Origin of the sequence: Rhizobium sp. BIGb0125, assembly GCF_024810055.1 — a bacterium.
In the GTDB taxonomy this organism is placed as follows: Bacteria; Pseudomonadota; Alphaproteobacteria; order Rhizobiales; family Rhizobiaceae; genus Agrobacterium.
Genome location: NZ_JANUDV010000003.1, coordinates 221,253 through 246,543 on the forward strand (window position 1 = coordinate 221,253; position 25,291 = coordinate 246,543).

The 25,291-nt window shown below is 55.9% G+C and carries 24 protein-coding genes and 1 tRNA gene; 16 read left to right on the forward strand and 9 right to left on the reverse strand.

The genetic code is table 11. From position 1 onward, the window contains the following. Positions 1–27: 27 nt before the first annotated feature. Both M2418_RS09230 and M2418_RS09235 read right to left on the reverse strand, forming a co-directional pair. The gene (locus M2418_RS09230; protein ID WP_259146106.1) at positions 28–1,017 is read right to left on the reverse strand and encodes an NAD(P)H-quinone oxidoreductase; all 990 of its coding nucleotides are present in this window, start codon (positions 1,015–1,017) and stop codon (positions 28–30) included. A gap of 8 nt (positions 1,018–1,025) precedes the next feature. Then, positions 1,026–1,577: a hypothetical protein gene (locus M2418_RS09235; protein WP_259146108.1), complete on the reverse strand. Its 552-nt coding sequence runs from the start codon at positions 1,575–1,577 to the stop codon at positions 1,026–1,028. Positions 1,578–1,727: 150 nt separating this feature from the next. On the opposite strand from M2418_RS09235, the gene M2418_RS09240 reads away from it, so the two are divergent. From M2418_RS09240 to M2418_RS09260, 5 genes are all read left to right on the forward strand, one after another. Further along, positions 1,728–2,657 (forward strand): LysR family transcriptional regulator, encoded by a 930-nt coding sequence (locus tag M2418_RS09240; protein ID WP_259146109.1) that lies wholly within the window; start codon positions 1,728–1,730, stop codon positions 2,655–2,657. A gap of 193 nt (positions 2,658–2,850) precedes the next feature. Then, on the forward strand, positions 2,851–3,759 hold the full coding sequence (locus M2418_RS09245; protein WP_405049409.1) for a glycine betaine ABC transporter substrate-binding protein: 909 nt from the start codon (positions 2,851–2,853) through the stop codon (positions 3,757–3,759). A gap of 91 nt (positions 3,760–3,850) precedes the next feature. After that, positions 3,851–4,975 (forward strand): ABC transporter permease, encoded by a 1,125-nt coding sequence (locus M2418_RS09250; RefSeq protein ID WP_259146636.1) that lies wholly within the window; start codon positions 3,851–3,853, stop codon positions 4,973–4,975. Continuing rightward, positions 4,972–5,910 (forward strand): ABC transporter ATP-binding protein, encoded by a 939-nt coding sequence (locus M2418_RS09255; protein ID WP_259146111.1) that lies wholly within the window; start codon positions 4,972–4,974, stop codon positions 5,908–5,910. The genes M2418_RS09250 and M2418_RS09255 overlap by 4 nt, the downstream gene beginning before the upstream one ends. Before the next feature lie 29 nt (positions 5,911–5,939). Next, complete coding sequence (locus M2418_RS09260; protein WP_259146638.1) at positions 5,940–6,710, forward strand: ABC transporter permease; 771 nt, start codon at positions 5,940–5,942, stop codon at positions 6,708–6,710. A 43-nt stretch (positions 6,711–6,753) separates the two neighbouring features. Here M2418_RS09260 and M2418_RS09265 read toward each other — a convergent pair whose 3' ends face one another. Next, positions 6,754–7,959, reverse strand: coding sequence for a cytochrome-c peroxidase (locus M2418_RS09265; RefSeq protein ID WP_259146112.1), 1,206 nt, complete (start codon positions 7,957–7,959; stop codon positions 6,754–6,756). Continuing rightward, positions 7,959–10,622 carry a TonB-dependent receptor plug domain-containing protein gene (locus tag M2418_RS09270; RefSeq protein ID WP_259146113.1) on the reverse strand — a complete coding sequence of 888 codons (2,664 nt, stop codon included), beginning with the start codon at positions 10,620–10,622 and terminating at the stop codon, positions 7,959–7,961. The genes M2418_RS09265 and M2418_RS09270 overlap by 1 nt, the downstream gene beginning before the upstream one ends. Positions 10,623–11,099: 477 nt before the next feature. On the opposite strand from M2418_RS09270, the gene M2418_RS09275 reads away from it, so the two are divergent. The 4 genes from M2418_RS09275 (at position 11,100) to M2418_RS09290 (ending at position 14,011) form a co-directional block, all read left to right on the forward strand. Next, positions 11,100–12,515 (forward strand): cytochrome ubiquinol oxidase subunit I, encoded by a 1,416-nt coding sequence (locus tag M2418_RS09275; protein WP_310503188.1) that lies wholly within the window; start codon positions 11,100–11,102, stop codon positions 12,513–12,515. Further along, positions 12,505–13,509 (forward strand): cytochrome d ubiquinol oxidase subunit II, encoded by a 1,005-nt coding sequence (gene cydB / locus M2418_RS09280; RefSeq protein WP_250985885.1) that lies wholly within the window; start codon positions 12,505–12,507, stop codon positions 13,507–13,509. Before M2418_RS09275 ends, cydB begins: the two co-directional genes overlap by 11 nt. Beyond that, complete coding sequence (locus M2418_RS09285; protein ID WP_250985886.1) at positions 13,509–13,634, forward strand: DUF2474 family protein; 126 nt, start codon at positions 13,509–13,511, stop codon at positions 13,632–13,634. The genes cydB and M2418_RS09285 overlap by 1 nt, the downstream gene beginning before the upstream one ends. A 98-nt stretch (positions 13,635–13,732) precedes the next feature. After that, the gene (locus tag M2418_RS09290) at positions 13,733–14,011 is read left to right on the forward strand and encodes a hypothetical protein (protein WP_250985887.1); all 279 of its coding nucleotides are present in this window, start codon (positions 13,733–13,735) and stop codon (positions 14,009–14,011) included. Positions 14,012–14,435: 424 nt separating this feature from the next. On the opposite strand, the gene M2418_RS09295 is transcribed toward M2418_RS09290, so the two are convergent. The 4 genes from M2418_RS09295 to M2418_RS09310 all read right to left on the reverse strand — a co-directional run bounded on the left by M2418_RS09295 (position 14,436) and on the right by M2418_RS09310 (position 15,878). Continuing rightward, complete coding sequence (locus tag M2418_RS09295) at positions 14,436–14,774, reverse strand: hypothetical protein (protein WP_259146115.1); 339 nt, start codon at positions 14,772–14,774, stop codon at positions 14,436–14,438. Positions 14,775–14,931: 157 nt separating this feature from the next. Then, the gene (locus M2418_RS09300) at positions 14,932–15,240 is read right to left on the reverse strand and encodes a type II toxin-antitoxin system RelE/ParE family toxin (RefSeq protein ID WP_259146116.1); all 309 of its coding nucleotides are present in this window, start codon (positions 15,238–15,240) and stop codon (positions 14,932–14,934) included. After that, positions 15,241–15,519, reverse strand: coding sequence for a type II toxin-antitoxin system ParD family antitoxin (locus tag M2418_RS09305; RefSeq protein WP_259146640.1), 279 nt, complete (start codon positions 15,517–15,519; stop codon positions 15,241–15,243). It lies immediately after the preceding gene. 283 nt (positions 15,520–15,802) lie between these two features. After that, a tRNA-Lys gene (locus tag M2418_RS09310) sits at positions 15,803–15,878 on the reverse strand. 178 nt (positions 15,879–16,056) lie between these two features. On the opposite strand from M2418_RS09310, the gene M2418_RS09315 reads away from it, so the two are divergent. Together M2418_RS09315 and M2418_RS09320 are read left to right on the forward strand one after the other, a co-directional pair. Beyond that, a complete protein-coding gene (locus tag M2418_RS09315) occupies positions 16,057–16,803 on the forward strand; it encodes a cytochrome c biogenesis CcdA family protein (RefSeq protein WP_259146117.1) in 747 nt (248 codons plus the stop codon). A gap of 44 nt (positions 16,804–16,847) precedes the next feature. Then, the gene (locus M2418_RS09320) at positions 16,848–17,795 is read left to right on the forward strand and encodes an AEC family transporter (RefSeq protein ID WP_259146118.1); all 948 of its coding nucleotides are present in this window, start codon (positions 16,848–16,850) and stop codon (positions 17,793–17,795) included. Between the two features lie 232 nt (positions 17,796–18,027). Here the strand turns inward: M2418_RS09320 and M2418_RS09325 are convergent, their stop codons facing one another. Then, entirely contained in the window at positions 18,028–19,230 is a 1,203-nt protein-coding gene (locus M2418_RS09325) for a UbiH/UbiF family hydroxylase (RefSeq protein ID WP_259146119.1), read from the reverse strand. Between the two features lie 204 nt (positions 19,231–19,434). Here M2418_RS09325 and pcsA point away from each other — a divergent pair, with 204 nt between their 5' ends. The 5 genes from pcsA to M2418_RS09350 all read left to right on the forward strand — a co-directional run bounded on the left by pcsA (position 19,435) and on the right by M2418_RS09350 (position 25,078). Further along, positions 19,435–20,160, forward strand: coding sequence for a phosphatidylcholine synthase (pcsA, locus tag M2418_RS09330; RefSeq protein ID WP_250985892.1), 726 nt, complete (start codon positions 19,435–19,437; stop codon positions 20,158–20,160). 165 nt (positions 20,161–20,325) lie between these two features. After that, the gene (locus tag M2418_RS09335) at positions 20,326–21,900 is read left to right on the forward strand and encodes an ABC transporter ATP-binding protein (protein ID WP_259146120.1); all 1,575 of its coding nucleotides are present in this window, start codon (positions 20,326–20,328) and stop codon (positions 21,898–21,900) included. Continuing rightward, complete coding sequence (locus M2418_RS09340; protein WP_259146121.1) at positions 21,890–22,978, forward strand: ABC transporter permease; 1,089 nt, start codon at positions 21,890–21,892, stop codon at positions 22,976–22,978. The genes M2418_RS09335 and M2418_RS09340 overlap by 11 nt, the downstream gene beginning before the upstream one ends. After that, positions 22,978–23,898 carry an ABC transporter permease gene (locus M2418_RS09345; protein ID WP_259146122.1) on the forward strand — a complete coding sequence of 307 codons (921 nt, stop codon included), beginning with the start codon at positions 22,978–22,980 and terminating at the stop codon, positions 23,896–23,898. Before M2418_RS09340 ends, M2418_RS09345 begins: the two co-directional genes overlap by 1 nt. A gap of 106 nt (positions 23,899–24,004) precedes the next feature. Then, positions 24,005–25,078: a BMP family ABC transporter substrate-binding protein gene (locus tag M2418_RS09350; RefSeq protein ID WP_192490962.1), complete on the forward strand. Its 1,074-nt coding sequence runs from the start codon at positions 24,005–24,007 to the stop codon at positions 25,076–25,078. Positions 25,079–25,291 lie beyond the last annotated feature (213 nt).

Here is a 25,291-nt window from a genome sequence, read left to right on the forward strand (position 1 = left end):
CAGTGGCGGAATGGGACGTTGAATGTGTCAGGGGTGGAAACCTTCCAGCACGACCTTGCCGAACAAGCCGCCGGTTTCCATGCGCCGGTGTGCATCTGCCACCTGCGTGAAAGGATATACGGCGCCGATAACCGGGTGCACGGACTTGCCGAGCAAAGGCAGGACCTTGTCCCTGAAACGAGCGACCATCTGCCGTTTTTCTGTCCGGGACCGTGACTTCATGACCGTGCCGATAAGCTGCAAGTGGTTGTGCAAGACGACGTCCAGCGGGATGATGGCATTGTCTTCGCGGCCGAGCAACCCAACCTGAACAAGGCGGCCGCCCGGCGCAAGACCGCGGATGTTGCGGGCAAGGTAGGCACCGCCCACGAAATCGACAATCAGATCAACGCCATGCGACGCGGTTGCATCAATGACATCTGCCTCGAAATCGGAGCGTCGGTAGTCAAACACCGCGTCGGCACCGATAGACAGGACATTGTCTATGTTGGCAGAGGCGGCGGTTGCTAGAACATGTACCCCTGACGCTTTTGCCAATTGAACCGTAGCAGAGCCGATACCTCCGGCTGCGGCATGGATGAGCACGGTTTCGGCTGTGTCGACACGACCGAGGTGGCCAACAGCTTCCCAGCCGGTCACGAAGCTTTCCATAATAGCGGCCGCCTGCGTAAACGACAGTCCGTCAGGGATTTTGGCGGCCATACCGCTGTCGAGGCGGGCATATTGCGCATAGGCGCCGCCGCCGACAATGCCCATGACACGGTCACCGACGGCGAAACCTTGCACGGCGCTGCCCGTGGCCAAAACCTCGCCAGCGATCTCCAGACCCAACAAGGTGCTGTCGCCATAACACCGGGTACCATAGACGCCTTCGCGCTGGAGGATGTCGGCGCGATTGACGCCGGCTGCCATGACTTTGACCAGCAGATCGTCTGGGCGGATTTCAGGCCGTGGAGCATCACCGAGGTGCAGAACATCCGCACCTCCGAAGTCGTCAAACAGGACGGCTTTCATCATTCTGTCCCTTAGTTTGCCTGTGCTACGGCTGCCAGTGCCCGACGTGCGATGCTGGCAGCGAAAAGGGGTGTCTCACGGCTGTTATGGTCGCCACCTGCAGCCTGGCGTGCAGCGGCGGCGTCTTCATAGCTGACGCCGTGGCTTTCAATGAATGTCATGAAAGCATCGGTTGGATGGGCGGTGACACGATTTGTGTAGCGAGTGCGGTTTTCGCTGACCTTTTCGGCAATCAGTTCCCAGACCACGTTGACCTGCGTGCGACCGCTGGCGGTGAACACATCCGAGATGGAATTCATGCGGCAATAGGCGGGTTCTGCGACCTCTGCCACATAGTGCTGGACAACCAGGCCGGTGCCGATCTGCTCGACATTGATCGACATGCGGCGTCCGTCGTCTGTCCATGTGATGCCGGCGGCGATGTGGTCTGGTGCACAGCAGCGCAGATATTCGGCTTCCGGCAGCGTGAACAGCCAGTCAGCAATGTCGATCTTTTCAAAGGGGACGTCGATTTCTGCAGAATATGCCGATTGCGAGAGAATGGTATCGAGAACCTTGACCATGTTGTCATTCCTTCTGTTAAGTGAGCGTTGATTGCCCGTTGACGAGAAGGAATGTGCTCCGGATGCCCGCAAATGATAACGAACTGAATGCTCGAAACAGTTTTGCGCTGTAAGCAAAGATGACGGGGTCAAACGGGTAACGGGGCAGACATGAAAGATCCAAGGTTCGCGGAACATCTTGCCGTCTATGTCGATGTGGTGCGCACAGGCAGTTTTTCTGCAGCGTCGCGCCGGCGTGCCGTCACACCCTCTGCGGTGGTACGGCAGATCGATGCGCTGGAGCAGGATCTTGGGGTGACGCTTCTGGTGCGATCCACCCGGGCGCTGGGGCTGACAGATGCCGGGCAGCATTTATTTGACCGCGCACAACGGCTGCTTGAGGATTTGGCCGATACCCATGCCGAGGTCGCCGCCTTCGATAGCGAAGTGACGGGCACCCTGCGTGTTGCCTGTTTTCCGACATTCGGAAAACGGTATGTCATCCCTGTGATGGCGTCGCTGGCGCAACAACACCCAAACTTGCATGTGAAACTCGACCTTACCGAACGGCTTGCCGATCCCGTTGCCGAGCGGCTGGATCTGGTTATCAGGATGGGGGAGTTGCAGGACAGTTCGCTTATTGCCATGCGGCTTGCGCCGCTGACACGAATTCTGGTGGCAAGTGCGGACTATCTGGAAAAACACGGCGTACCGAGCACAGTTGCTGACCTGCGTACCCACCGCCTGCTCGACAAATTACATGGCAACGACCTGCTTGAATGGTCTCGTGTGCTGGGCTGTGCCGCAGGCGATGCGGCTGGCAAAGTGGTATTTCGCTGCGATGATTTTGAAGCCTTGAATGGCGCTGCCTTGACGGGAATGGGCATTGCGCTGTTGCCCAGTTGGGTGGCAGGGCCTTCTGTCAAATCGGGCGATCTCATACGACTTCCGCTTTCGGCAGAAGCATTTTCAGGAGAGCCCTGGAACGAAAATCCTTCCGGCATATATTTGTTGCGGGCACTTCAGGTGCCGTCGGCAAAAATCCGGGCTTTCACGGATGCGCTCAAATCCTTCATCGGCACGCCGCCCCGTTGGGATTGATGCCACCGTGCCTCGCTCCTGGAAGAGGTGTCTCTGCCCGGTGATGTGGCACTAGCAAGGGCGTTGTTGTCTCGCCGAAACAAAATGTGGCACGGTAGGGAACCGTAACGGCAGGTTTGCTGTTTACGCGCTGGTGAAAAACGGTTGTGTTCCGTTCGCAGCCGTTTTTGAAATCACAATTCCGGGGAGTCAAATTGTGAAAAGCCTTATCGTAGCCATTGCTCTTGCCGTTTCGCTGCCAGTTGCGCCAGCGTTTTCCCAAGTCGTTGTATCCTCAAAGATCGACACCGAAGGTGGCGTGTTGGGAAATATCATCCTGTCGGTCCTGAGCCATAACGGCATTGAGGTCAGCGACAAATTGCAGCTTGGCGCGACGCCAGTTGTGCGTGAGGCGCTGGTGACTGGCGCGATCGATATTTACCCGGAATACACGGGCAATGCGGCCTATTTCTTCAACCGCGCCGAGGACCCGATCTGGAAAGACGCGGCCAAAGCCTATGAAGAGGCTGCCAAGCTTGATCTGGAAGCCAACAAGCTGGTCTGGCTGACGCCATCCAGCGCCAACAACACCTGGGGTGTTGCCATCCGCAAGGACCTGGCCAACAGCGAAAAGATCATCACCTTCAGCGACTTTGGCAAATACATTGCCGGTGGTGGTCAGGTCGTGCTGGCGGCATCCTCCGAGTTCGTCAATTCCGCTGCGGCGCTGCCTGCCTTCCAGACAGCCTATGGTTTTACGCTGAAGCCTGACCAGCTGATTACGCTGTCGGGTGGTGATACGGCGGCAACCATTGCAGCTGCAGCCAACCAGACCAACAATGCCAATGCAGCGATGGTTTATGGCACGGATGGCGGCATTGCGGCCTCTGGTCTGGTGCTGTTGGAGGACGACAAATCCGTTCAGCCGGTTTACCAGCCAGCGCCGGTTATCCGCAAAGACATCCTCGACAAGAACCCGCAGATTGCCGAACTGCTGAAGCCGGTATTCGGTAAGCTTGATGCCGCAACCTTGCAGGAACTGAACGGACGAGTGCAGGTGGGCGGTGAACCTGCCAAGGCAGTGGCCACGGACTTCCTGACCAAAAATGGGTTCCTGAAATAAGCGGAGCCGACGCGACTTGGCCGTCATTAATCCTGAGAAGACCGGGTTTGTCGGGGTAAAACCTGACAAGCCCGGCATCGTCATTGCGCTTATGCTGGTTGCCGGTGCCTTCGGCCTGCCATTCGTCATCCTGCGGCCAAACCGCATTGTGGCGGGTGAGGCGCTGTCGATTTTCCAATCGCTGCCTGTGTCTTTGATGACGGCACTGGCCTGTCTTCTGGTGGTGACAGCGCTTGCCATGTCCATCAGAATATCGGCTGCGCTGCGGCTTGGGCTTGTTGCCGTGACACTGGCATTGTTGGTTGTTGCTGCCGGCATGGCTGCCAGTTTCGTGATGCCGGAAGGCAACAGCTATGCCCGTGTCTCGCCGGGGTCTGGCGTGTGGGTGCTGCTGGCAGCACTGCTGCTGGCCACTGCCGACTGTGTAACACGGCTTCGCCCACATCCGCTGTTTCGCATCGTGCTGCTGGTTCTCGGTTTTGCCGGTGCTGCAGCCGTGCTGATGACCGGCGTGTGGGACAATCTTTCGATCATGAAGGAATACGCCAATCGTGCCGATGTTTTCTGGCGCGAAGGTGCGCGTCACATCACGCTGGCGGTCGGATCACCGGCGGCGGCAATCGTGGTTGGGTTGCCGCTGGGCATTGTGGCGCACAGGGTAACGGCGCTGCGCAGTGCTGTTCTCAACACGCTGAACATGATCCAGACCATTCCGTCGATTGCACTGTTTGCCATTCTAATCGCGCCGCTTGGCTGGATTGCGGTCAATGTGCCCGGCGCGTCTGCGCTTGGTATTGCCGGTATCGGTGCAGCTCCGGCCTTTGTGGCGCTGTTTCTCTACTCCCTTCTGCCGGTTGTTGCCAACACGGTGGCGGGCCTTGCGGGGGTGCCGCAATCCATCACCGAGGCAGCGAAGGGTGTTGGCATGACGAGAGGCCAACGTCTGCTGGGCGTTGAAATGCCGCTTGCCGCGCCGGTCATCCTCACAGGAATTCGCATCGTCCTGGTTCAGAATATCGGCATGGCAACGATTGCCGCGCTCATTGGCGGCGGCGGTTTTGGAGTGTTTGTTTTTCAGGGTGTCGGGCAGATGGCCATGGATCTGGTGCTGCTGGGCGCGATACCCACGGTGGCACTGGCCTTTGCCGGTGCCATCATTTTTGACGCCTTGATTGAATTGTCTGCCAGAAAAGAAGGCGGGAGTGCCACAGCATGATCGAGATCGACCATCTGACCAAACGTTTTGAAGGTGCGGTTGCCGTCAATGATGTGTCCCTTACCGTCAAAGCGCATAGCGTGACGGTTATCGTGGGCTCCTCGGGCTCCGGTAAGACGACCTTGCTGCGGATGATCAACCGGCTGATCGAGCCAACCTCCGGCAGTGTGCGGATCAATGGACGCGACAATAAATCCATTGCCGGGCACGAACTGCGCCGCAGCATCGGTTACGCCATTCAGGGTTACGGCCTGTTTCCGCACCGTAGCGTTGCGCAAAACATTGCCACGGTGCCGCAGTTGCTGGGCTGGGACAAGGCACGGATCGATGCGCGGGTGCGTGAATTGCTGGAGCTTTTCCAGCTTGAGCCAGATGTGTTTGCCAAACGGTTTCCGCATGAATTGTCCGGCGGCCAGCAGCAGCGCATTGGCGTGGCGCGGGCGCTGGCGGCCGAGCCTGAACTGTTGTTGATGGACGAACCCTTTGGCGCGCTGGATCCGGTTATCCGCACCAGAGCCCGGCGCGACCTTCTTGATATCAAGGCGCTGTTGGGCACGACCATCATTCTAGTGACCCACGATATGGATGAGGCTTTTGCCATTGCCGACCATATTGCTGTTATGGACAAGGGCGTTCTCGTCCAATACGGCACACCGGCGGAGTTGGTGCACAAGCCGGCAACAGAGTTTGTCGCGGCAATGATCGGACCGGAGGAGCGGCCTTTCCGGTTGCTGGCATTACGGCCGGTGTCTGAGGCAATAGAGCAGGGTACTGCCGGGGGCGAGCCGATCCCTGCAGCACTCAGTCAGCGCGAAGCCCTGTCAAATCTTGTCTGGACGGGACGGCAGGAAGCCCCTGTTGCGAATGATGAGGGACAGGTGCTCGGCAAGGTAACCATGGCAGCACTTTGCCAGCAGGCTGCGGGCAGCTCATGACCATTCAAACAACGACCGCGACCAGCGAGATGAAGGCTGCAAAAATACCAACGCAGTGGCTGGCGCACGCATTGCGGGTGTTTGGTCTTGTGCTTCTGGTGGCATTTCTCGTGCAGCCACATTGGTTTGAACCGGTTTTCCGGCCGCTGGCGCCAGCCAATGCGCCTGCCATCTATACCCAGGCCGACTTGCTGGTGTTGACCGGACAACATCTGCGCACGGTGCTGATTGCCACGGTGCTGGCGAGTCTGCTGGCGATAACGCTGGCGATCATCGTGACACGGCCATCCTGCCGGGAGTTTCTGCCCTTGTCGCGTCTGGTGGTGAATACCGGGCAAACATTCCCCCCTGTTGCCGTGCTGGCGCTTGCGGTGCCGATGCTGGGTTTTGGTGAAACACCGACGCTTGTGGCGTTGTTTCTTTATGCGCTGTTGCCGATTTTCGAGAGCACGCTGACTGGGCTTGCCAATGTGCCTGATGTGACGAAAGAAGCGGCACGTGGCACTGGCATGACGCCTTGGCAAAGCCTTGTGAGCGTGGAATTGCCACTGGCCTTGCCGGTCATCCTGTCAGGCGTGCGCATATCGGTTGTCATCAGTCTGGCGACGGCAACGATCGGCTCGACGGTTGCCGCGAAAACGCTCGGCGAGGTGATTATTGCTGGTCTGCAATCCAGCAATATGGCGTTTATTTTGCAAGGCGGGCTGTTGGTTGGTTTGCTCGCGATATTTGTCTATGACGCCTTAATGGCGTTGGAACGCATGGTTACGCGTTGGCAGCATGTGTCCCGCTCACGCTAAGTGGGGCCAAATGTCAGGCCCCAACCGGTTGTTGAAACATGGTTCAGATCGCCTCAAGAAATGCAATCAGCGCTTCGCGTTCTCTTACCGTCAGTGAAAATGGCTTGAGGAACGGCGATGTCATGCCGGCATAGGGCATGAAGGGATTGGCGCGTTCCCGCTCGTTGCGTGGCCGCGTTCTGCCGCCACCCACTTCATAGAAACGCACGACGCGCCGCAAATCCCTGATGATGCCGTTGTGCATGTAAGGGGCTGTTTGCGAGACGTGGCGAATGCTGGGGGTTCTGAACCGGCCCACATCGAGCAACTGGTTGGTAATGGCATATCGTCCAACGTCCTCACGCGGACGGCCCAGCAACGAAAGCCCAAGATTGTGAAACTTGTTGTCGGTCAGCAGCGGACCATTGTGACAGTTGGCGCAACCACCCTTGGTGCGGAACAGATGCATGCCCCAAATCTGCTCATTATTGAAGGCGCGGTACTGACCCGACAGGAAACGGTCGAGCCGTGTCGGCTCCTCAAGCGTGCGCTGGAAGGTGGCGATGGCATCGGTCAGTTCTGCGGCTGTTGGCGTTGCTACGTTGTAGACCGCCTGAAAAGCTTCCTGATAATCCGGCCGTGCGGCAATCCGCTGTACGGCAGAGGCAATGTCGTGGTTTGCCATTTCGCGTTGGTCTGTCATGGGCATCAGCGCCTGTTCCTCCAGCGTCTCTGCGCGGCCATCCCAGAACAAAGTTGAGCGCAAACCGACATTGAACAATGGCGGGGCGTTGCGTTTTCCCTTGGCGCGGTCATGGCCGAAGGAGCTTTGCAGGCCATCGCCCCAGCCAAGCTCCCTGTTATGACAGTTCTGGCAGGAAATCTGGCCAGAGCGCGAAAGCTGAGGATCGCGGAACAGCTTGAAGCCAAGCTGAGCCTTGGCCAGTTGCTGGCCTTGCGGGCGGGGCGGTATTGGCAGCGGTGCCAGCTCTTCTGCTTTGATACCTGAAAATAGCGACAGCGGCGGAAAGTTTTCCGCCGGTTGTCGGTAGGCTTGTGCGAGGAACGACAGGTCGTGTTCGGTTGGATTTACTGGAAACTCGACCAGCAGATTTTGCCGGCGCTGTTCAATGGCCCGTTCTTGCAGCGCCGCCATCCGTTCTTCATTTGCCAGCCTGCGTCCCTTGGCAACCTCGTAGCACGAGATTGCCAGGATGACGGATGCAGCGATTGCACAAAAGACATAGAGCATTCTAAGATGCGTCGACATTAGAAGGTTGCCTTTGCACCTAGCCATACCATGCGGCCTGGGATCCATGGCTGGGCGGGTGTCGCGGTGCGATTGCCGGTTTCGTTGAAGGCGTTCTGCACCTTCATTTCCAGATCAAGCGAACCATACTTGGATTCGAAGGCGCGGTAATTTGCGTTCAAATCTACCGTTACGGCTGTTCGGAAGCGGAAATCCTCATAAATGTCATGCGACATGCCCAAACCTTCAGAACCCGCCGGCAATTTGCAGGTAGCTGTAGCACTGATGGATGGCGTGCAGAACGTTTCGGTATTGCGAACGCCGTCATAGGGGAGATTCATGTTGCCCGAGACGCCGAAGGTAAATCTGTCGTCAAACCAGGTGGTAACAAGGTCAAGCGACGTTCTGATGGGAATGTCCTTATTGCCCTGTGCGACCGCGAAGTCGCCCAGCGAATAGGACTGGTTGTTGTACCAGATGCGCGTGTCGGTCGGATCGTCGAAGTAACCGTTTGCGGTTGTTCTGCTCTTGGCCCAGGTCAAACTTCCGGACAGGCGTACGGTTTCCATATTGGCGTTTTGAAGCGCCCATGTCTTGCCATATTCAATGCTCGCGGAGTGGTATGAGGATTCACCCTCGTTGGTCAGTACTGAATTCAAGGTGGTGGATGCCGAAGACTTTTGGTATTGGTCCTTGCCCTGACGGTAGACATAACGCACACGCAGATCACCATCGAGCCAGGGGTCATTCCATTTTACCGCCGCAGTAAATTCATCATTGTAAGGCGTATCGAGATATGCGCCTTTGAACGAATAAAGGCGTCCGACAGCAGTGGGGTTACCCCAATTATTCACGAGGCCTGTCGTGGCGTTGTGTGAACGGGAATAGGCTTGCGCCTGCGGTATGCCGTCGCGAATGGCGTAATAAAGGGAATTGGCGTTGTAATAACGGTTGAAGCCGCCGGTGATCGACAGATCTTCAGTCGGTGATACGGTCGCGCTCACACGTGGCGCGAAGTTTAGATTTCCGAAATAGTCTTCATAACTGACATGCACACCGGCGCGCACATTCAGCCAGTCCCATGTCTGATCGACTTCAGCATAGCCATCAAACGCGTTGATCGCTGCTTTGTTGTGGTAGGCAGGCGACACCGTTTTGATACGTGTATATTGCTCATACGTGCAGGCCGTGTCACCCACCGGGCATGTGAATGACAAAGTTGGGGCGAGATTGAGCCGCGTAACGTTGTTTGAATACTGCGTGTATTCCTCTGCCTTCCGGTAAGCGTCTATTCTGCGGTAATCAAAACCTGTCGAGAACGTGCCGGCCAGAAAATCACCGTCGATATCTGCCTTGAACCCTTTTTCTTCCTGTCCTTGCGCCTTGTTACCAAAGCCACCCTCACGGCAAACCTGAGCGGTTCCTGTTAACTCGGCGGCCAATGGTGTCTGGCACCATGACAGCAGGTTAGGGTCGGTGGAGTTGAACCATGTCGTGGGATCATTGTTGTTGACGCCTGATCTCGCCCAAACGGTTCGGACATAAAAATTGTTGTCACCGCCATCATTTATGGTGCGGGATCTGTTGAAGTAGCTCTTCGCGTCGATTTTGACATTCTCAATGCCCAGTGGCTCGAAGACGATGGCATCGAGATCGTTTTCCCAGCGCAGTTGCGTGGTAAAGCTTTTGGTCTGCGCATAGATTTGTGCGCCACGAAAGGCATATGCGTCCCACTCTTGCTCATAATCAGTGTAGGAGCCATCCAGTGTAAACACACCAAAGTCGGTGTCGTGGCGGCTGGCAAGACGGTAGAAGTTATTTTCTGACACGTCCTCCGCAGTGTAACCATACAAGCGGTAATCCTTGACTTTGCTCGTATCGGCGGCAGAGCGGCTGTATTGACCAATCACCGCCCAATTGTCTGTTATCGGCACATTGACGGTGGCTGATGTTTTATAACGATAAAAATCGGGTGGCGGGTTGTTTTGTGGATTAAGCCCGTCTTTTGTGCCCAACACGTAGCTTGTTGTGCTGTCGCTTTCAAAACCATAACTGACCGAACCGGTGACCTTGTCTGTTTTGGGTTTTGCCAGTGTATATTCAACCACGCCGCCCTGGAACTGACCGTAGCGCGCCGAGACGTTGCTATCGAGGACGTTTACCTCATCCAGAAAGTCAGACGGGACGAACATCGTCTGGGAATGAAGGCCAAACACCGCATAAATATTGGGTGTCATTTCATAGCTTGGGAGATCACTAACGAATGACTCCTGCGATCCCGTGACAGTGTTAATGCCAATGCCGTTGAGAATGAAGTTGTTTTCATAGACCTTGGCGCCAGAGATCGACAACTCCTGCGGACGCAGGTTGATCATGTCCTGACCATCGACACCGGCATCATTGTCGGAATCGTTCTGATACTGGACATGGGGCAGGTTGCGCAGGATCGAGTTGGCATCGCCCAATCCTGTCACCTTATTGGAGATCAATGCGCCTTCAAGGGTCGTCGTGCCCGTATCCGATTTGCCTTTGCCACCGAAGCGCAGCCAGTTGGGTAGCTTGACAATGATGTCATCAAGAACCGTCGCGTTGGCTGGTGCAAGAGTTGTGTCCTGCGCCATGACAGGTGAAATGGAGACGATACCACCAACGGTAACAAGCAGGCACACGGAAGCCTTCGCCACGTGTCGTGACGTTTTAAAGTTCGGATACATGTTTGAAAAACCTCCAGAAAATTCTGCGTTATGGCGCGTTGGAGGTGGGATAATAAAATGTGACTGTATGAGTCAAGATTTCGCCGTAATAAATATGATATTTTGACACAACTTTGTCATGATGCGTTGCGCGAGCAACAGCCGGGCGAGGTGAAGTGACGCCTTGTAGTTGTTTGTCGTCGATTTTTATTTTCTAAAGTTGTGTGGTGTGGCTTTGCTATTGCGCTGAGTCTTGAGCGTGGCAACGCAACCGCCCCGCACCGGAAATCAATGCCATCGCGTTCTGGCTGGCGCCTTTTTACGTTTAAAATCTTTAAGCTGTACTTTCCGGCGCATAGCGTCACAATGCCACGCGCGCCAGATTACCGCGCGGTAATTGATCACAGCGCGTTCGGTTATTGTTTCAAATAGACCAGAGATCCATTTCACTCATTGATGGAGATCAAAGTGTTTGAAGGTTTCAGCGCCGAGATTCTGGCACGAATACAGTTTGCCTTTACTGTGTCGTTCCACTTTCTGTTTCCGGCGTTTTCCATTGGCACGGCGAGTTATCTTGCCGTTCTCAATGCGTTGTGGCTGTGGAAGCGCGATCCCGTTTATCTCAAGCTGTTCGAATACTGGAAACCGATCTTTGCCATTACCTTCGGCATGGGCGTGGTGTCCGGCATCGTCATGAGCTACCAGTTCGGCACCAACTGGGCGGTGTTTTCCGACAAGGCTGGTCCGGTGATTGGCCCGCTGATGGGATATGAAGTGCTGACCGCCTTTTTCCTGGAGGCAGGTTTTCTTGGTATTGCGTTGTTCGGGCGCAAACGTGTCGGTGATCGGCTGCACATGTTTGCCGTCGCCATGGTGGCCGTGGGTACCTTGATTTCCGCCACCTGGATCCTGTCTGCCAATAGCTGGATGCATACGCCGCAAGGTCACATCATTGGTGAAAACGGCCAGTTTCTGCCACAGGACTGGTGGAAGATCATTTTCAACCCATCCTTTCCGTATCGGCTCACCCATACCGTGCTTGCCGCGTTCCTGACGACGGCTTTCGGCGTTGGCGCAGTGGGTGCGTTCCATCTGTTGCGAGACCGCACGAATAAACAGGCGCGGGTGATGTTTTCCATGGCGATGTGGATGGCGGCACTGGTGACGCCGGTGCAGATTTTCGTTGGTGACCTGCATGGCATCAACACACTGGAGCATCAGCCGGCAAAGATTGCCGCCATGGAAGGCCATTATGAAAGCCATAATGGCGCGCCGCTCATTCTGTTCGGCATTCCCGATGATAAGGCCGAAGTCACCCGATATGCAGTCGAAATTCCAAAGCTCGGCTCGTTGATCCTCACCCATGATCTCAATGGCGAAATCAAGGGCCTGAAAGAGTGGGCTCCCGAGGACCGGCCACCGGCGCTTATTCCCTTCATGGCCTTCCGGGTGATGGTTGGGCTTGGCATGTTGATGCTGGGTGTTGGCCTTTGGTCGCTATTGGCCAGGTGGCGAGGCTGTCTTTACGAAAGCCGGTTGTTGCACCGTGCCGCCATCTGCATGGGGCCATCGGGTTTCATTGCGGTGCTGGCAGGCTGGTTTACCACCGAAGTCGGCCGTCAGCCCTATACGGTTTACGGGCTGTTGCGCACATCTGAGAGCCTGTCGCCGGTCGATGCGCCCGCTGTCGGTGCGTCGCTGATGGCCTTTATCGTGGTGTATTTCATCGTGTTCGGGGCAGGGGTCTTTTACCTGCTGCGGCTGATGTACCGCACGCCGGTACTGGATGAAGACCATGAGCTGGACCACGCCCCATCACGAGCAACGGGAATTACCCCGGCGATTGCTCATGAACTTAATGCGGGAGGCCGCCATGATGTTTGATCTTGCGTTTATCTGGGCGGCGCTGATCGCCTTTGCCGTGTTGGCCTATGTCATTCTTGATGGGTTTGACCTCGGCATTGGCATATTGTTTCCGATGTTCCCCAACCGGCATGACCGGGACGTGATGACCAATTCCATTGCGCCTGTTTGGGACGGTAATGAAACCTGGCTGGTGCTGGGTGGCGGTGGCCTGATGGCGGTGTTTCCGCTGGCCTATGCCACTGTGCTGCCAGCCCTCTATATGCCGATTATTCTGATGCTGCTCGGGCTGATCTTTCGCGGTGTGGCGTTTGAATTTCGTTGGCGCACCAAACGCGGCAGCATCTGGTGGGACGGAGGTTTCTTTGTCGGCTCCACCGTTGCGGCCTTCATGCAGGGCGTGGCGCTTGGCGCGCTAGTGCAGGGTATCAAGGTGGTGGACCGCGCCTATGCCGGTGGCTGGTGGGACTGGCTGACACCATTCAGCATCGTTACCGGCCTAGCGGTGGTCGTCGGTTACGCATTGTTGGGCGCCACGTGGCTCAACCTGAAAACCACAGGTGATTTGCAGGCCCGGTGCCGCAAACTCTCCATGGTCGCGGGTGTCGGTACGCTGCTTTTGATCGGCACTGTCAGCCTGTGGACACCGTTTATCGACCGCGTTTACTTTGATCGCTGGTTCGGTTGGCCAACGGCGTTTTTCTCGGCACTGGTGCCATTGCTGGTTGCCATCTGCGCATTGGCGCTGTGGCATGGCCTGACGCACGACAAACACCTGCAACCGTTTCTGGCGGCACTGGGACTGTTCGTCCTCAGTTTTGCAGGCATCGGCATCAGCTTTTACCCCTATATTGTGCCGGGTTCGCTCACCATCTGGGAAGCGGCGGCACCTGAAAGTTCGCTTGCCTTCCTGCTGGTTGGCGCGCTGGTGCTGATCCCCACCATTCTTGCCTATACCGGTTATGCCTATTGGGTATTTCGCGGCAAGATCGATCCGGAAGAGGGCTATCACTAATGGCTGACCCAGCACCTCAAGAACGTTTGCCCAAGCGCCTGCTGTGGTTTGCGGCGATATGGCTGGCCAGCGTGCTGGCGCTGACGGTGGTGGCCTATGCCATCCGGTTGATGATCATGCCATAGGGACCGTCAGATGGCGGGTGGGGCGGTACGCTCCATCCGCCATTTCTCGGAACCAAACACCTTCATTTGCTTTTACTGATATAGCAAGGGAGGAAGACATGTTTTCTAAACACGCAATTTCCACCGACCGAATAAGTACCGACACGTGGCTGAAGATCATGTGCGGATTGATGGTCAATGCGATGCTGTTTGGTGTCGGTGTTGTCACCACGCTGTCTATCCCGGCATTGGCGGAACACGCCAAATACCTGATCCCCGCCGTCGTCGTTGCCAGTTTTGTGCTGACACCTTTTCTGGTCGGCTTTTTCGCTCGCCGCATGCGCATCCGCAATTGGGGTGTCAAAGGCTGGCAGAAGGGCGACCTGATTTCTGGATAGAAGTCGGTCGCCAGCTGCGCCGTTTCCGCGGCAGGGTAACCCGTCGGCGGCCAGCTTATCTCGTGGTCTGGGTCGTCTTCGTTGTCTTTGCTGCAGCCGCGGCTGCCTTTGCTGCGTTCGATTTGGTGTAATCAAACTTGACTGGCTGGCGGTATGTCTGATTGGCTCTCGGGTTCGGTATCTTGTGATAAAATGCCAGCAGCGCCAGATGAAGCGCCATACCATCTTTCTTACGATCCCCGGTGACACTGCTGAGTTGCGTCGACGAAATATTACCCCGCGCATCCGTCTTGATCGTCACATAAACGGTATCGGAATGGACGGTCGTTCAGGCCTGAAGCAAAAGCGCCAATGCGCCAACAACGACTGGAAAACGGAATTTCATCTCAAAGGCTTTCTGAAGAATATGTATCCAGCGGAAGCATTATTTTGTGCCGGACGCACTCTTGGTTTTTTCCTTGGTATCTGCCGCGCTCTTTTCTTTGGTAGTGATCAGTGGTCTTACTTCACTAATTTCGACGGGCTGTCTGTATGTGTGCGAAGCTTGAGGTTGCGGAACCTTTGATTTGAAATAGTTTTTTGCCAAATTGACCGCATAGGCGTCTTTGTCCATGTCACCTGAAGATTTGGCGATTGTCGTTGATGCAAGTTTGCCCTTGGCATCCGTGTGCAACATCACCACCGTAAGCGTACTGTCTTTCGCTGAACATCCCTGCAGCGAAAGAGCCAAAGCGCCAACCAGTATCGGAAAAACAAACTTCATCTCAAATGCCTCTGAAAATACGCAAGCGGTTGTTATCGAATCATATCGCGATTTTCAGGTCTAGTAGTTTGTGGATTTGCAATCAGCAAGCGAATACGACAACCCTAGAGTTGTTTTCTGCTTTACCTTTTCGTGTCGATCCAAATGAGTGAGGAACTCATTCAGCGTTTGCGTCGCCAAATTCTTGGCCCTTGGCAAGAATGCGCAAAACCACCACACCGTCTTCCTCGACAATGAACGCCACACTGGCGCTGCGTTCAAATCCGATAATACGTAATCCGGAGCGAACGTCATCGCGGACCGTGCCGCGTTCGGGGAATACGTTTAACGAACTCAGAAAACCGCTGATGCGGTCAATGTAGCGGTCGGCGGTGACGGGTGAGCCAGACTTCTCAACGATATAGGCATGTATCTGCACAATGTCGGTCTGCGCCTCCGGCGATAGGCGCACAGTGTGATATTTCATTTAATCGCGGCCTTCGCCCTTGGCGATGCGGGCACGGACGTTCGCCATTCCTTCATTCAGTGAAACGGCACGGGTGGGATCAGTTTTGTGCGCGTCATAAGCTGGAGCAACCTCGTCACGTAGCCAGCGCTCTACCGCAGCGTCTCGCGCGGCAAGTGTACGCAGGCCATCACGAATGACTTCGCTTTCGGTGGCGTATTCACCGGAAGCAACTTTTGCTTTGACCATTTCAGCCATCTCGATGGGCAGGGTTATGCTGAGAGATTGAGTTGTGCGCATGATCGTCACTTTCGTTTCTGACGCCATTATATCACGCGACACGATTTAATCCTACGCCTCCGTGAGACAGAAGCGATGCCAATGAGAATCGTCGAGCAGAATCACAGCAGCAGGTCGCGGGTGATTCGTTTGTCATGATTGCGTTTTGGTGGAACGTGCCAGAGCGCGAATGGTGACCCAAGGCGGGTAGGGCCTGTAAAGCCGAAAAGGCTTATTGCGCGGTATGTGGGGATTGTTGTGGTTTATAGACTTGATTTGATATCAACCACTTCGTTGAGAGAAGTGGTGAGAGCACAGGGATTCGAACCCTGGACCTACTGATTAAAAGTCAGTTGCTCTACCGGCTGAGCTATGCTCTCCCTTGCAGTTCGTCTGCCCTGCGGAAGTGGGCGGAACATATTTACGGCCTCGGTTCGGGTCAACCCTCAAAAACAACTTTATTGCACTATTCCGCGTTTTTTTGTCTCACCCCCTAAAAGGTGATTGGCGAAGCAGTGATGCAAAGATTAAAACTCCTTGAAAAATACGGAGTTACACGTGTCCATCGCCGAAATTTCCCTGTTCAGTGCATTGTTTGCCGGTGCCCTGTCTTTTCTTTCGCCCTGTGTATTGCCGCTGGTTCCGCCGTACCTCTGTTACATGGCGGGTGTGTCGGTTGAGCAGTTCAAGTCGGAGAATGTGCAGGCGGAACCGCGTGTCAAATGGGCGGTGCTGCTATCGGCGCTTTTCTTCACGCTTGGTTTTTCTACTGTGTTTATCGGCCTTGGTGCGGCAGCCTCCAGCATTGGCATGCTGCTTCGCCAGAACCTCGATATTCTGGCAAAGATCGGCGGCTTGATCATCATCATCATGGGCCTGAACTTCCTTGGCGTGTTCCGCATCGGTATTCTGTCGCGTGAGGCGCGTTTTCAGGGCGGCGGCAAACCGGCGACGCTGTCTGGCGCCTATGTCATGGGCCTTGCCTTTGCCTTTGGCTGGACACCCTGCATTGGCCCGGTTCTTGGCGCTATCCTCGGTGTTGCTTCCATGCGTGATACGGTGGGTGATGGCGCCATTCTGCTGGCGATCTATTCGCTGGGTCTTGCTGTGCCGTTCTGGATTGCCGCTAGTTTCTCCAGTTCTTTCATGCGCTTCATGGTGCGTTTCCGCCGCCATCTGGGTCTGATCGAAAAGATCATGGGTGTGTTCCTGATCCTCACCGGTATTGCTTTCATGACCGGCTTTATCACCAACATGGCAATCTGGTTCCAGGAAACCTTCCCAATCCTGATGCAAATAGGCTAAGCGTCGCCCCGTCGATCCATCTCCCAATCGACGGGTAGGGTATTATGTCTGACATTATCAGTCTGTTGCTGCCGTTTTTCGGCATGATTCTCATTGGCTATGTCGCCGCGAAGTTGATCCGCCAACCGGCAGAGGCCATGGGCTGGCTGAATGTGTTCATCATTTACGCGGCCCTGCCGGCGCTGTTCTTCAAGCTGATTTCCAAAACACCAATGGAGCAGCTGGCGCGGATGGATTTTGTCGGCACCAGCCTGCTCGCCACCTATTCGATTTTTGCGTTGCTGTTCGTTATTGGTGTGTTCATTCGCAAAAACAGCGTAGCCGAGACCACGATCCAGAGTTTTGCCGGCAGTTACGGCAATATCGGTTACATGGGACCGGGGCTTTCGCTGCTGGTGTTTGGCGAGACGGCGGCCGTGCCGGTGGCGCTGATCGTCTGTCTGGAAAATGCCACGCATTTTATTGTGGCGCCGGCGATGATGGCGATTGCCGGAGGAGACAAACGTTCACCGTTGAAGCTGGCCGCTGACATCCTGAAAAAGGTACTGACCCATCCATTCATTCTGGCTGTCATTGCCGGGTTTCTGGCGGCCGGAACCTCATGGGAGCCACCTTTGGCCTTCCAGCGATTGATCGATTATCTGGCGCAGACGGCGGCACCCTGTGCGCTGTTTGCCATGGGGGTCACGCTGGCGCTGCGGCCGATCAAACGTTTGTCGGTCGAAATGGCCTATATCGTGCCGGCGAAGCTCATCTTGCACCCGCTGGTGGCCTATCTGTTCCTGACGTCGTTTGGCACATTCGACCCGATCTGGGTCTATTCTGCCGTGCTGCTGGCAGCCTTGCCGACGGCGACCAATGTGTTTGTCATCGGCCAGCAATATCAGGTGTGGCAGGAGAGGGCGTCCGCTTCGATCTTGATCAGCACGGTGCTGTCGGTCGTGACGCTGACCGCGGTGCTTTATCTTGTGCGGCAGCTTGCGGGGTCGTAATGCCTCGGCATTTTACGCCATGCTGTACCACGTACTCCTTCATTCCTGTGCTCGTCACAGGAATCTAGTCAGCCCAAGTCTTTGGGCTGAAAAGGCTTTTTGTCGCGCCGACGCACTCCGCTGGATTCCCGCAACAAGTGCGGGAATAAGGGAGGTCGGGGTTGGCATCCGAAGACATAAGCAACATTCGAAAGTGTCGTCTCGGTATTCAAGGGTGATCCGGTCGGCGGTCTTATCTTTTGAGACCGGCCCACAGCAATGACGGAATGGCTTTCAACCCACGGCCAGGCTCGATGCCTTCGCGCATGATGGTGCTGCGCAGTGGCGACAGGCCAGACAGCAGGTGCAGACCGGCGGCGCGCAACATCTGCACCGGCAGGAAAGACGACAGCAGCGAACGGTTGAGCAGGTCAACGCTCCAGGTGCGGCTCATAACATCCACCTTGCGGCGGCGCTCAAAGACGTTACCGGCATCGCCAGCAATCGGCTTGTCGGTAGAGGCGCCGAGAAGATCGGTCAAGGTCATGATATCGCGCAGGCTGAGGTTCAGGCCCTGCGCACCAATTGGCGGGAAGGCGTGGCCGGCTTCGCCAACCAGTGCCACGCGCCCCTTGCCAAAACGGTCGGCCGTCATGCTGGACAATGGCCAGCTCTGCACGCCGTCTTCCACCGTGACCTTGCCAAGCATGGATTGCATGCGCTGTTCGACACGGGCGCTCAATTCTTCTGTCGACAGTGCCAGCATCTCGGCTGCCTGTTCTGGTTTGACCACCCAGACGAGGCTGGAGCGGTTGCCCGGCAACGGCACCTGCGTAAACGGGCCGGTTGGGGTGTGAAACTCAGTCGAGACATTGCCGTGCGGCAATGTGTGGGCGAAGTTCATGACCAGCGCGGTTTGCGGGTAACCCCAGCTGCGCACGCCAATGCCGGCGGCATCACGCACCTTGGATTTGCGGCCATCGGCGCCAATCACAAACGCGGAAGTCACGGTTTCACCGTTGTCCAGCGTGATCTTAACCTGTTCCGGTGTCAGCTCTATCGTGTCGGCAACGGCTTCAATGACGGTGATGTTGGGTTCAATCGCAATGGCCTGTTCCAACGCGTCATTGAGCGGTTTGTTGGGAATGTTCCAGCCAAAGGCTGGCAGGCTGATCTCGGAGGAACGGAATTGCACGGTTGGCGCGCGCAGCAACCTGTCGGTGCCATCGATAATCTGCATGATGGACAGGGCGGCCGAGGACGGTTCGATATTTTTCCACAGGCCCAACCGGTCCAGAAAACGGATGGACTGGTCCATAAGTGCGGTGGTGCGCTGATCGTTGCGGGCAGTGTTTGGCGCAATGAGTGCGACGTGGCGGCCAGAACGCGCCAGTGCAATGGCTGCGATCTGTCCGGCAAGGCCAGCGCCAACAACTGAAATATCGTAATCCGTCATGGTCATTATCCGTTTATCTGCGCGTCAAGCATAAAGACATTGCCGTTTGAAATCCACTGCAACCGCTGTTTGTCTTATGCTTCTGTTCCTGTAACATGCTGTAAGATGCCTTAGGATAATACATTTTCGACGGTTGCATTGCGTGTTGAATGGTCGCATACCGGACGTGGACTGAAGATTGAAAAACGAGGCGCACCCGCAGTGATGAAAATATTCAAATACAAGCGCGTGCCCTATGCGGAAATCCGCGCTTTTTCCGTGCATATACTGACCGCATCCGGTTCTTTCCTGGCGTTCCTTGGCGTTGTTGCCGCCGCAGAACATCGTTTTGTCGATATGTTCTGGTGGCTTGGTCTTGCATTGCTTGTGGACGGTATAGATGGACCTATTGCCCGCAAGGTTCGGGTAAAGGAAGTTCTGCCCAATTGGTCGGGTGATACGCTCGACAATATTATCGACTACGTGACCTATGTGCTGTTGCCGGCCTTTGCGCTTTATCAAAGCGGCATGATCGGCGAACCCTGGTCGTTTGTTGCCGCCGGCATGATTGTTGTCTCGAGTGCCATTTATTATGCCGACATGGGCATGAAGACCGATGAATATTTCTTCTCCGGTTTCCCCGTGGTGTGGAACATGGTGGTGTTCACGCTGTTCGTCATCGATGCCAGTGCGATGGCCGCCATGGCCGTTGTCACCGTGTCCGTTGTCTTGACCTTCCTGCCGATCAACTTCCTGCACCCGGTGCGCGTCAAGCGTCTGCGCGGCCTCAATATGGCAATTTTCCTGCTGTGGTGCGCGCTTGGCGGTTACGCGCTGCTTCTGCACTTCGACACACCTGTCTGGGTCAGCACCGGCGTTGTCGTTTCCGGCATCTACCTCTACTGCATCGGTGGAATATTGCAGCTTTTCCCGTCGCTTGGCACCAAATAAGGCGCCTGCCGCTGCACATTAGGCTTAATAATGAAATTCTGTTGTGCATGGCAGCAAAGTCTTTATCAATAAGTCAAAAAACATATTGAGTAAGTGCTGAAACGTCGTAGAAAAGCATAGAGTTTGTTTTGTCAAAGCCTCGTAGAAGGCAGACGAAAGAGGGGAATGGTGACGCAATCGACCGCGCAGCAGAATGCGCCACTCTTAGCTGTTTCTCAGCTTTCCAAATATTTCGGCAATTTCGCAGCATGCAACGAAATTGACCTGACTGTTCAGCGCGGCGAAATTCACGCCCTTCTGGGTGAAAATGGCGCGGGAAAATCCACGCTCGTCAAAATGCTGTTCGGGGTGCTGGAACCGACAAGCGGCGACATTCTCTGGCACGGGAAACCGGTTCGCATCAGCTCGCCCGGCGTGGCGCGCAAAACCGGCATCGGCATGGTATTCCAGCATTTTTCGCTGTTTGAAGCGCTGACCGTTGCAGAAAACATTGCGCTGTCTCTCGATCCGGGCATTTCGATCAAGGAAATTGCCCGCAAGGCGGAAGAGCTTTCCAACGCTTACGGCCTGCCGCTCGACCCCAATGCCCATGTTGCCGACCTTTCGGTGGGTGAGCGCCAGCGCATCGAAATTGTCCGCGCATTGCTGCAAAATCCGGAACTGATCATTCTCGATGAGCCAACCTCGGTTCTGACCCCGCAGGAAGCCGACCGACTGTTTGAAACCCTTGCGAAACTGAAGGCCGAAGGCCGTTCCGTTCTTTATATCAGCCACCGTCTGGAAGAAGTGCAGCGCATCTGTGATCGCGCCACGGTGCTGCGGCACGGCAAGGTCACCGGCAGCTGTGACCCAAGGCAGGAAACGCCTGCCTCGCTTGCCCGCATGATGGTGGGCAATGACGTGGCGGGCATTGAGCGTGACGCCTATTGCACGCTGGGCGACAACCAGCTGGAAGTCACGGCGCTTTCGGTACCGGCCCGCACTCCTTTTGCAGTGTCGCTCAAATCCGTCACCATGAAGGTCCGCGCCGGCGAGATTTTGGCCATTGCCGGTATTGCTGGCAACGGGCAGGGCGAGTTGTTCGATGCGCTCTCGGGTGAATATCCCGTTGCAAATGATCAGGCGATCCTTATCAGGGGCAAGGCGGTTGGCCGCACCGGCATCAATGGGCGACGCCTTTTGGGGGCTGGTTTCGTGCCGGAGGAACGCCACGGCCATGCGGCGGTCACTGCACTCAGCCTGTCTGAAAACCTGCTGCTGGCCCGCCATCGTTCGGACGCCAAGAGTTTCCTCGGTGGTGGCCTGTTCAACGTCATCCGTTATTCCGCCATCAAACAGGCAACCAAGCGTATCTGTGACACCATGGATGTGCGTAAAAGTGCGGAAGACCCGGCAGCCGGTTCGCTGTCTGGCGGCAACCTGCAGAAATTCATCGTGGGACGTGAACTGGACCGCCAGCCATCGCTGCTGGTGGTGAACCAGCCGACCTGGGGTGTGGATGCCGGTGCAGCCAGCCGTATTCGTCAGGCGCTGGTTGATCTCGCCAAAAGCGGTTCTGCGCTTGTTGTCATCAGCCAAGACCTCGACGAAATCTTTGAAGTCGCAACCAACATTGCGGTTATCTCCGATGGCCGCCTGTCGGATGCCTATGCACGGGAAGACATGACGCGTGAGAAGATCGGATTGCTGATGGGTGGTCTGCACGAAAGCAAACCGGAGGCTGTCGCCCATGCGCATTGAGCTTGAAAGGCGCAGCGGCGTTTCCGCGTTCTTCGCGATTTTTTCGCCCTTGCTGGCGCTGCTGCTGACATTGGTTTTCGGCGCCATCATGTTTGCGATGCTGGGCAAGGACCCGTTTAATGCGCTCTACAGCTTTTTTGTAGAGCCGCTACTTGAAGTGTGGTCGCTGCATGAACTGGTCATCAAGGCCGGGCCGCTGATCCTGATCGCCGTTGGACTATCGATCTGTTATCGCTCCAATAACTGGAATATCGGCGCGGAAGGTCAGTTCACCATCGGCGCGATTGCAGGCTCCATTATACCGGTGCTCTATCCTGAATGGCATTCGCCGCTGGTGCTGCCGCTGATGATGATCATGGGCTTTATCGGTGGCGCGCTTTACGCCTCCATTCCCGCCCTGCTGAAGACCCGCTTCAACACCAATGAAATCCTGACCAGCCTGATGCTGGTCTATATTGCCCAGCTGTTTCTGGACTGGCTGGTGCGCGGTATCTGGCGCGATCCGAAGGGTTATAACTTCCCGCAAACACAGCCGTTTTCGAGTGACGCCGTTCTACCGGAACTGCTGTCATCCGGCCGTGCGCATTGGGGTTTCGTTTTCGCAATTGTGGCCGCCGTCGCGCTGTGGTTCATGATGCGCTACATGCTGAAAGGCTTCCAGATTGGCGTGCTTGGCCAGTCGGCACGGGCAGGCCGCTTTGCAGGTTTCTCGACGTCCGGCACGGTATGGTTCTCGCTGCTTCTGTCTGGCGCACTGGCGGGTCTTGCCGGTATTTCGGAAGTGTCCGGTTCGATTGGTCATTTGCAGCCGGCCATTTCGCCCGGTTACGGTTTTACCGCTATCATCGTTGCCTTCCTTGGACGCCTCAACCCGCTTGGCATCATTGCTTCGGGTCTGGTTCTGGCGCTGACCTATCTCGGGGGTGAAGCGGCACAGCTTTCTATCGGTATTTCGGACAAGGTGACCCGCGTGTTCCAGGGGCTGATGCTGTTTTTCGTGTTGTCCTGCGACACACTCATTCTCTACAGGATCCGCATCAGATTTAACCGGGGTGTATCCAGTGAGGGGGCCGTCTAATGGATATGGCGCAGGCGATACTTCTCACGGTCATTACCGCGGCAACACCGCTGGTGATTGCATCCCTGGGTGAACTGGTCACGGAACGTTCGGGTGTGCTGAACCTTGGCGTGGAAGGCATGATGATCATGGGTGCGGTCTGCGCCTTTGCTGCCGCCCACATGTCCGGCTCTCCCTATCTCGGAATTATCGCCGGTATTACCGGCGGCACGGTGTTTTCGCTGTTGTTCGGTTTCCTGACGCTGACGCTGGTCACCAACCAGGTGGCAACGGGTCTGGCATTGACCATTCTCGGCCTTGGCCTTTCCGGCATGCTGGGTGAAAGTTTCGTCGGCCTGCCGGGCGTTAAATTGCAGCCGATCGTCTTTCCGCTCCTGTCGGACATTCCATTCATCGGGCCTCTGCTGTTTCGCCAGGACCTGATCTTCTACATGTCGATTGCGCTGGTGGTCGGTATCAGCTGGTTCCTGTTCAAAAGCCGTACGGGCCTCAAGCTGCGGGCGATTGGCGACAGCCACGCCTCGGCGCATGCGCTTGGTATCAATGTGATTGCCACCCGCTATCTGGCCATCATGTTTGGTGGTGCCTGTGCGGGTCTGGCAGGCGCACAGCTGTCGCTGGTCTACACACCGCAATGGGTGGAAAACATGTCGGCCGGTCGCGGCTGGATTGCACTGGCGCTGGTGGTGTTTGCCTCATGGCGACCATGGCGGGTGCTGGCCGGTGGCTACCTGTTTGGCGCCGTCACCATTGGCCAGCTGCATGCGCAGGCCTTTGGCCTTGGCATTCCGTCACAGCTGCTTTCGGCCATGCCTTATGCGGCAACAATCATCGTGCTGGTTCTTATTTCCTATAATCGCCGCACCACACTTATCAATACTCCGGCATCGCTTGGCAAACCATTCGTGCCGGACCGGTAACAGCATTCGAAGCTTAAAACGCCTTGTCTTGGATGAAAAACAATGTCTTGGATGAAGAGACAATGCGTTTTGGAATAACTGCAATCAAACCACAGCAGGGGTAAAAATGAAGAAGTTCATTCTCGCACTCACCGCAACGGCAGCCGTTCTCGGCGGCCTGTCTTCGGCCGCTCGCGCCGAAGATCCAAAGAAGATCTGCTTCGTCTACGTCGGTTCCCGCACCGATGGTGGCTGGACACAGGCGCACGACATTGGTCGTCTCGAACTGCAGAAGCATTTCGGCGACAAGATCGAAACGCCTTTCCTTGAAAGCGTTCCGGAAGGTCCAGATGCCGAGCGCGCTATCGAGCGTATGGCCCGTTCTGGCTGCGAAATGATCTTCACGACCTCGTTCGGCTTCATGGACGCCACCGTCAAGGTTGCCGAGAAGTTCCCGAAGGTGAAGTTCGAACACGCGACCGGCTTCAAGACAGCTGAAAACCTGGCGACCTACAACTCGCGCTTCTACGAAGGCCGTTACATTCAGGGCCAGATCGCTGCGAAGATGTCGCAGAAGGGTGTTGCAGGCTACATCGCGTCCTTCCCGATTCCGGAAGTTGTGATGGGCATTGACGCCTTCGTTCTCGGCGCACAGTCCGTGAACCCAGAATTCAAGGTGAAGGTTGTTTGGGCCAACACCTGGTTTGACCCAGGCAAGGAAGCCGACGCTGCCAAGGCTCTTATCGACCAGGGCGTTGATATCCTGACGCAGCACACCGACACGACTGCTCCAATGCAGGTTGCGACCGAGCGTGGCATCAAGGCTTTCGGCCAGGCTTCCGACATGATCAAGGCTGGTCCTGAGACCCAGCTGACCGCGATTGTCGACACCTGGGGTGCTTATTACATCAAGCGCACGCAGGACCTGCTCGACGGCAAGTGGAAGTCGGAATCGGTTTGGGACGGCCTGAAAGACGGCATCCTGACCATGGCGCCTTACACAAATATGCCTGACGATGTGAAGAAAATGGCGGAAGAAACCGAAGCCAAGATCAAGTCCGGCGAACTTCATCCGTTCACCGGCCCGATCAAGAAGCAGGACGGTTCCGAGTGGCTGAAGGACGGCGAAAAGGCTGAAGACGGCGTACTTCTCGGCCTGAACTTCTATGTTGCTGGCGTTGACGACAAGCTGCCGCAATAATCTGCCGCAGTCATGACTACGAAAAGCCGCGCGTGATTACCCCGCGCGGCTTTTTGGCGGAAAGAGCCGCTGTTTGAATTTTGGACTGCCGATGCGGCCAAGTTGCCGATTGCAACCGGCTGGTGATTTTTGTTAGTTTTGCATCTTATTTGTTGAAATGGCGTTTTCTTGGCGTTGCTGATTACCAGTGTTACGACACGACTTTGGTTTGAT

Coding starts and splice junctions, on each gene's coding strand:
- M2418_RS09345 (WP_259146122.1), top strand. CDS start 22,978: ATGGATATGGCGCAGGCGATACTTCTCACGGTCATTACCGCGGCAACA.
- M2418_RS09325 (WP_259146119.1), bottom strand. CDS start 19,230: ATGACGGATTACGATATTTCAGTTGTTGGCGCTGGCCTTGCCGGACAG.
- M2418_RS09285 (WP_250985886.1), top strand. CDS start 13,509: ATGGCTGACCCAGCACCTCAAGAACGTTTGCCCAAGCGCCTGCTGTGG.
- M2418_RS09260 (WP_259146638.1), top strand. CDS start 5,940: ATGAAGGCTGCAAAAATACCAACGCAGTGGCTGGCGCACGCATTGCGG.
- M2418_RS09265 (WP_259146112.1), bottom strand. CDS start 7,959: ATGTCGACGCATCTTAGAATGCTCTATGTCTTTTGTGCAATCGCTGCA.
- M2418_RS09235 (WP_259146108.1), bottom strand. CDS start 1,577: ATGGTCAAGGTTCTCGATACCATTCTCTCGCAATCGGCATATTCTGCA.
- M2418_RS09340 (WP_259146121.1), top strand. CDS start 21,890: ATGCGCATTGAGCTTGAAAGGCGCAGCGGCGTTTCCGCGTTCTTCGCG.
- M2418_RS09320 (WP_259146118.1), top strand. CDS start 16,848: ATGTCTGACATTATCAGTCTGTTGCTGCCGTTTTTCGGCATGATTCTC.
- M2418_RS09300 (WP_259146116.1), bottom strand. CDS start 15,240: ATGAAATATCACACTGTGCGCCTATCGCCGGAGGCGCAGACCGACATT.
- M2418_RS09305 (WP_259146640.1), bottom strand. CDS start 15,519: ATGCGCACAACTCAATCTCTCAGCATAACCCTGCCCATCGAGATGGCT.
- M2418_RS09230 (WP_259146106.1), bottom strand. CDS start 1,017: ATGATGAAAGCCGTCCTGTTTGACGACTTCGGAGGTGCGGATGTTCTG.
- M2418_RS09350 (WP_192490962.1), top strand. CDS start 24,005: ATGAAGAAGTTCATTCTCGCACTCACCGCAACGGCAGCCGTTCTCGGC.
- M2418_RS09255 (WP_259146111.1), top strand. CDS start 4,972: ATGATCGAGATCGACCATCTGACCAAACGTTTTGAAGGTGCGGTTGCC.
- cydB (WP_250985885.1), top strand. CDS start 12,505: ATGATGTTTGATCTTGCGTTTATCTGGGCGGCGCTGATCGCCTTTGCC.
- M2418_RS09290 (WP_250985887.1), top strand. CDS start 13,733: ATGTTTTCTAAACACGCAATTTCCACCGACCGAATAAGTACCGACACG.
- M2418_RS09295 (WP_259146115.1), bottom strand. CDS start 14,774: ATGAAGTTTGTTTTTCCGATACTGGTTGGCGCTTTGGCTCTTTCGCTG.
- M2418_RS09335 (WP_259146120.1), top strand. CDS start 20,326: ATGGTGACGCAATCGACCGCGCAGCAGAATGCGCCACTCTTAGCTGTT.
- pcsA (WP_250985892.1), top strand. CDS start 19,435: ATGAAAATATTCAAATACAAGCGCGTGCCCTATGCGGAAATCCGCGCT.
- M2418_RS09250 (WP_259146636.1), top strand. CDS start 3,851: ATGCTGGTTGCCGGTGCCTTCGGCCTGCCATTCGTCATCCTGCGGCCA.
- M2418_RS09240 (WP_259146109.1), top strand. CDS start 1,728: ATGAAAGATCCAAGGTTCGCGGAACATCTTGCCGTCTATGTCGATGTG.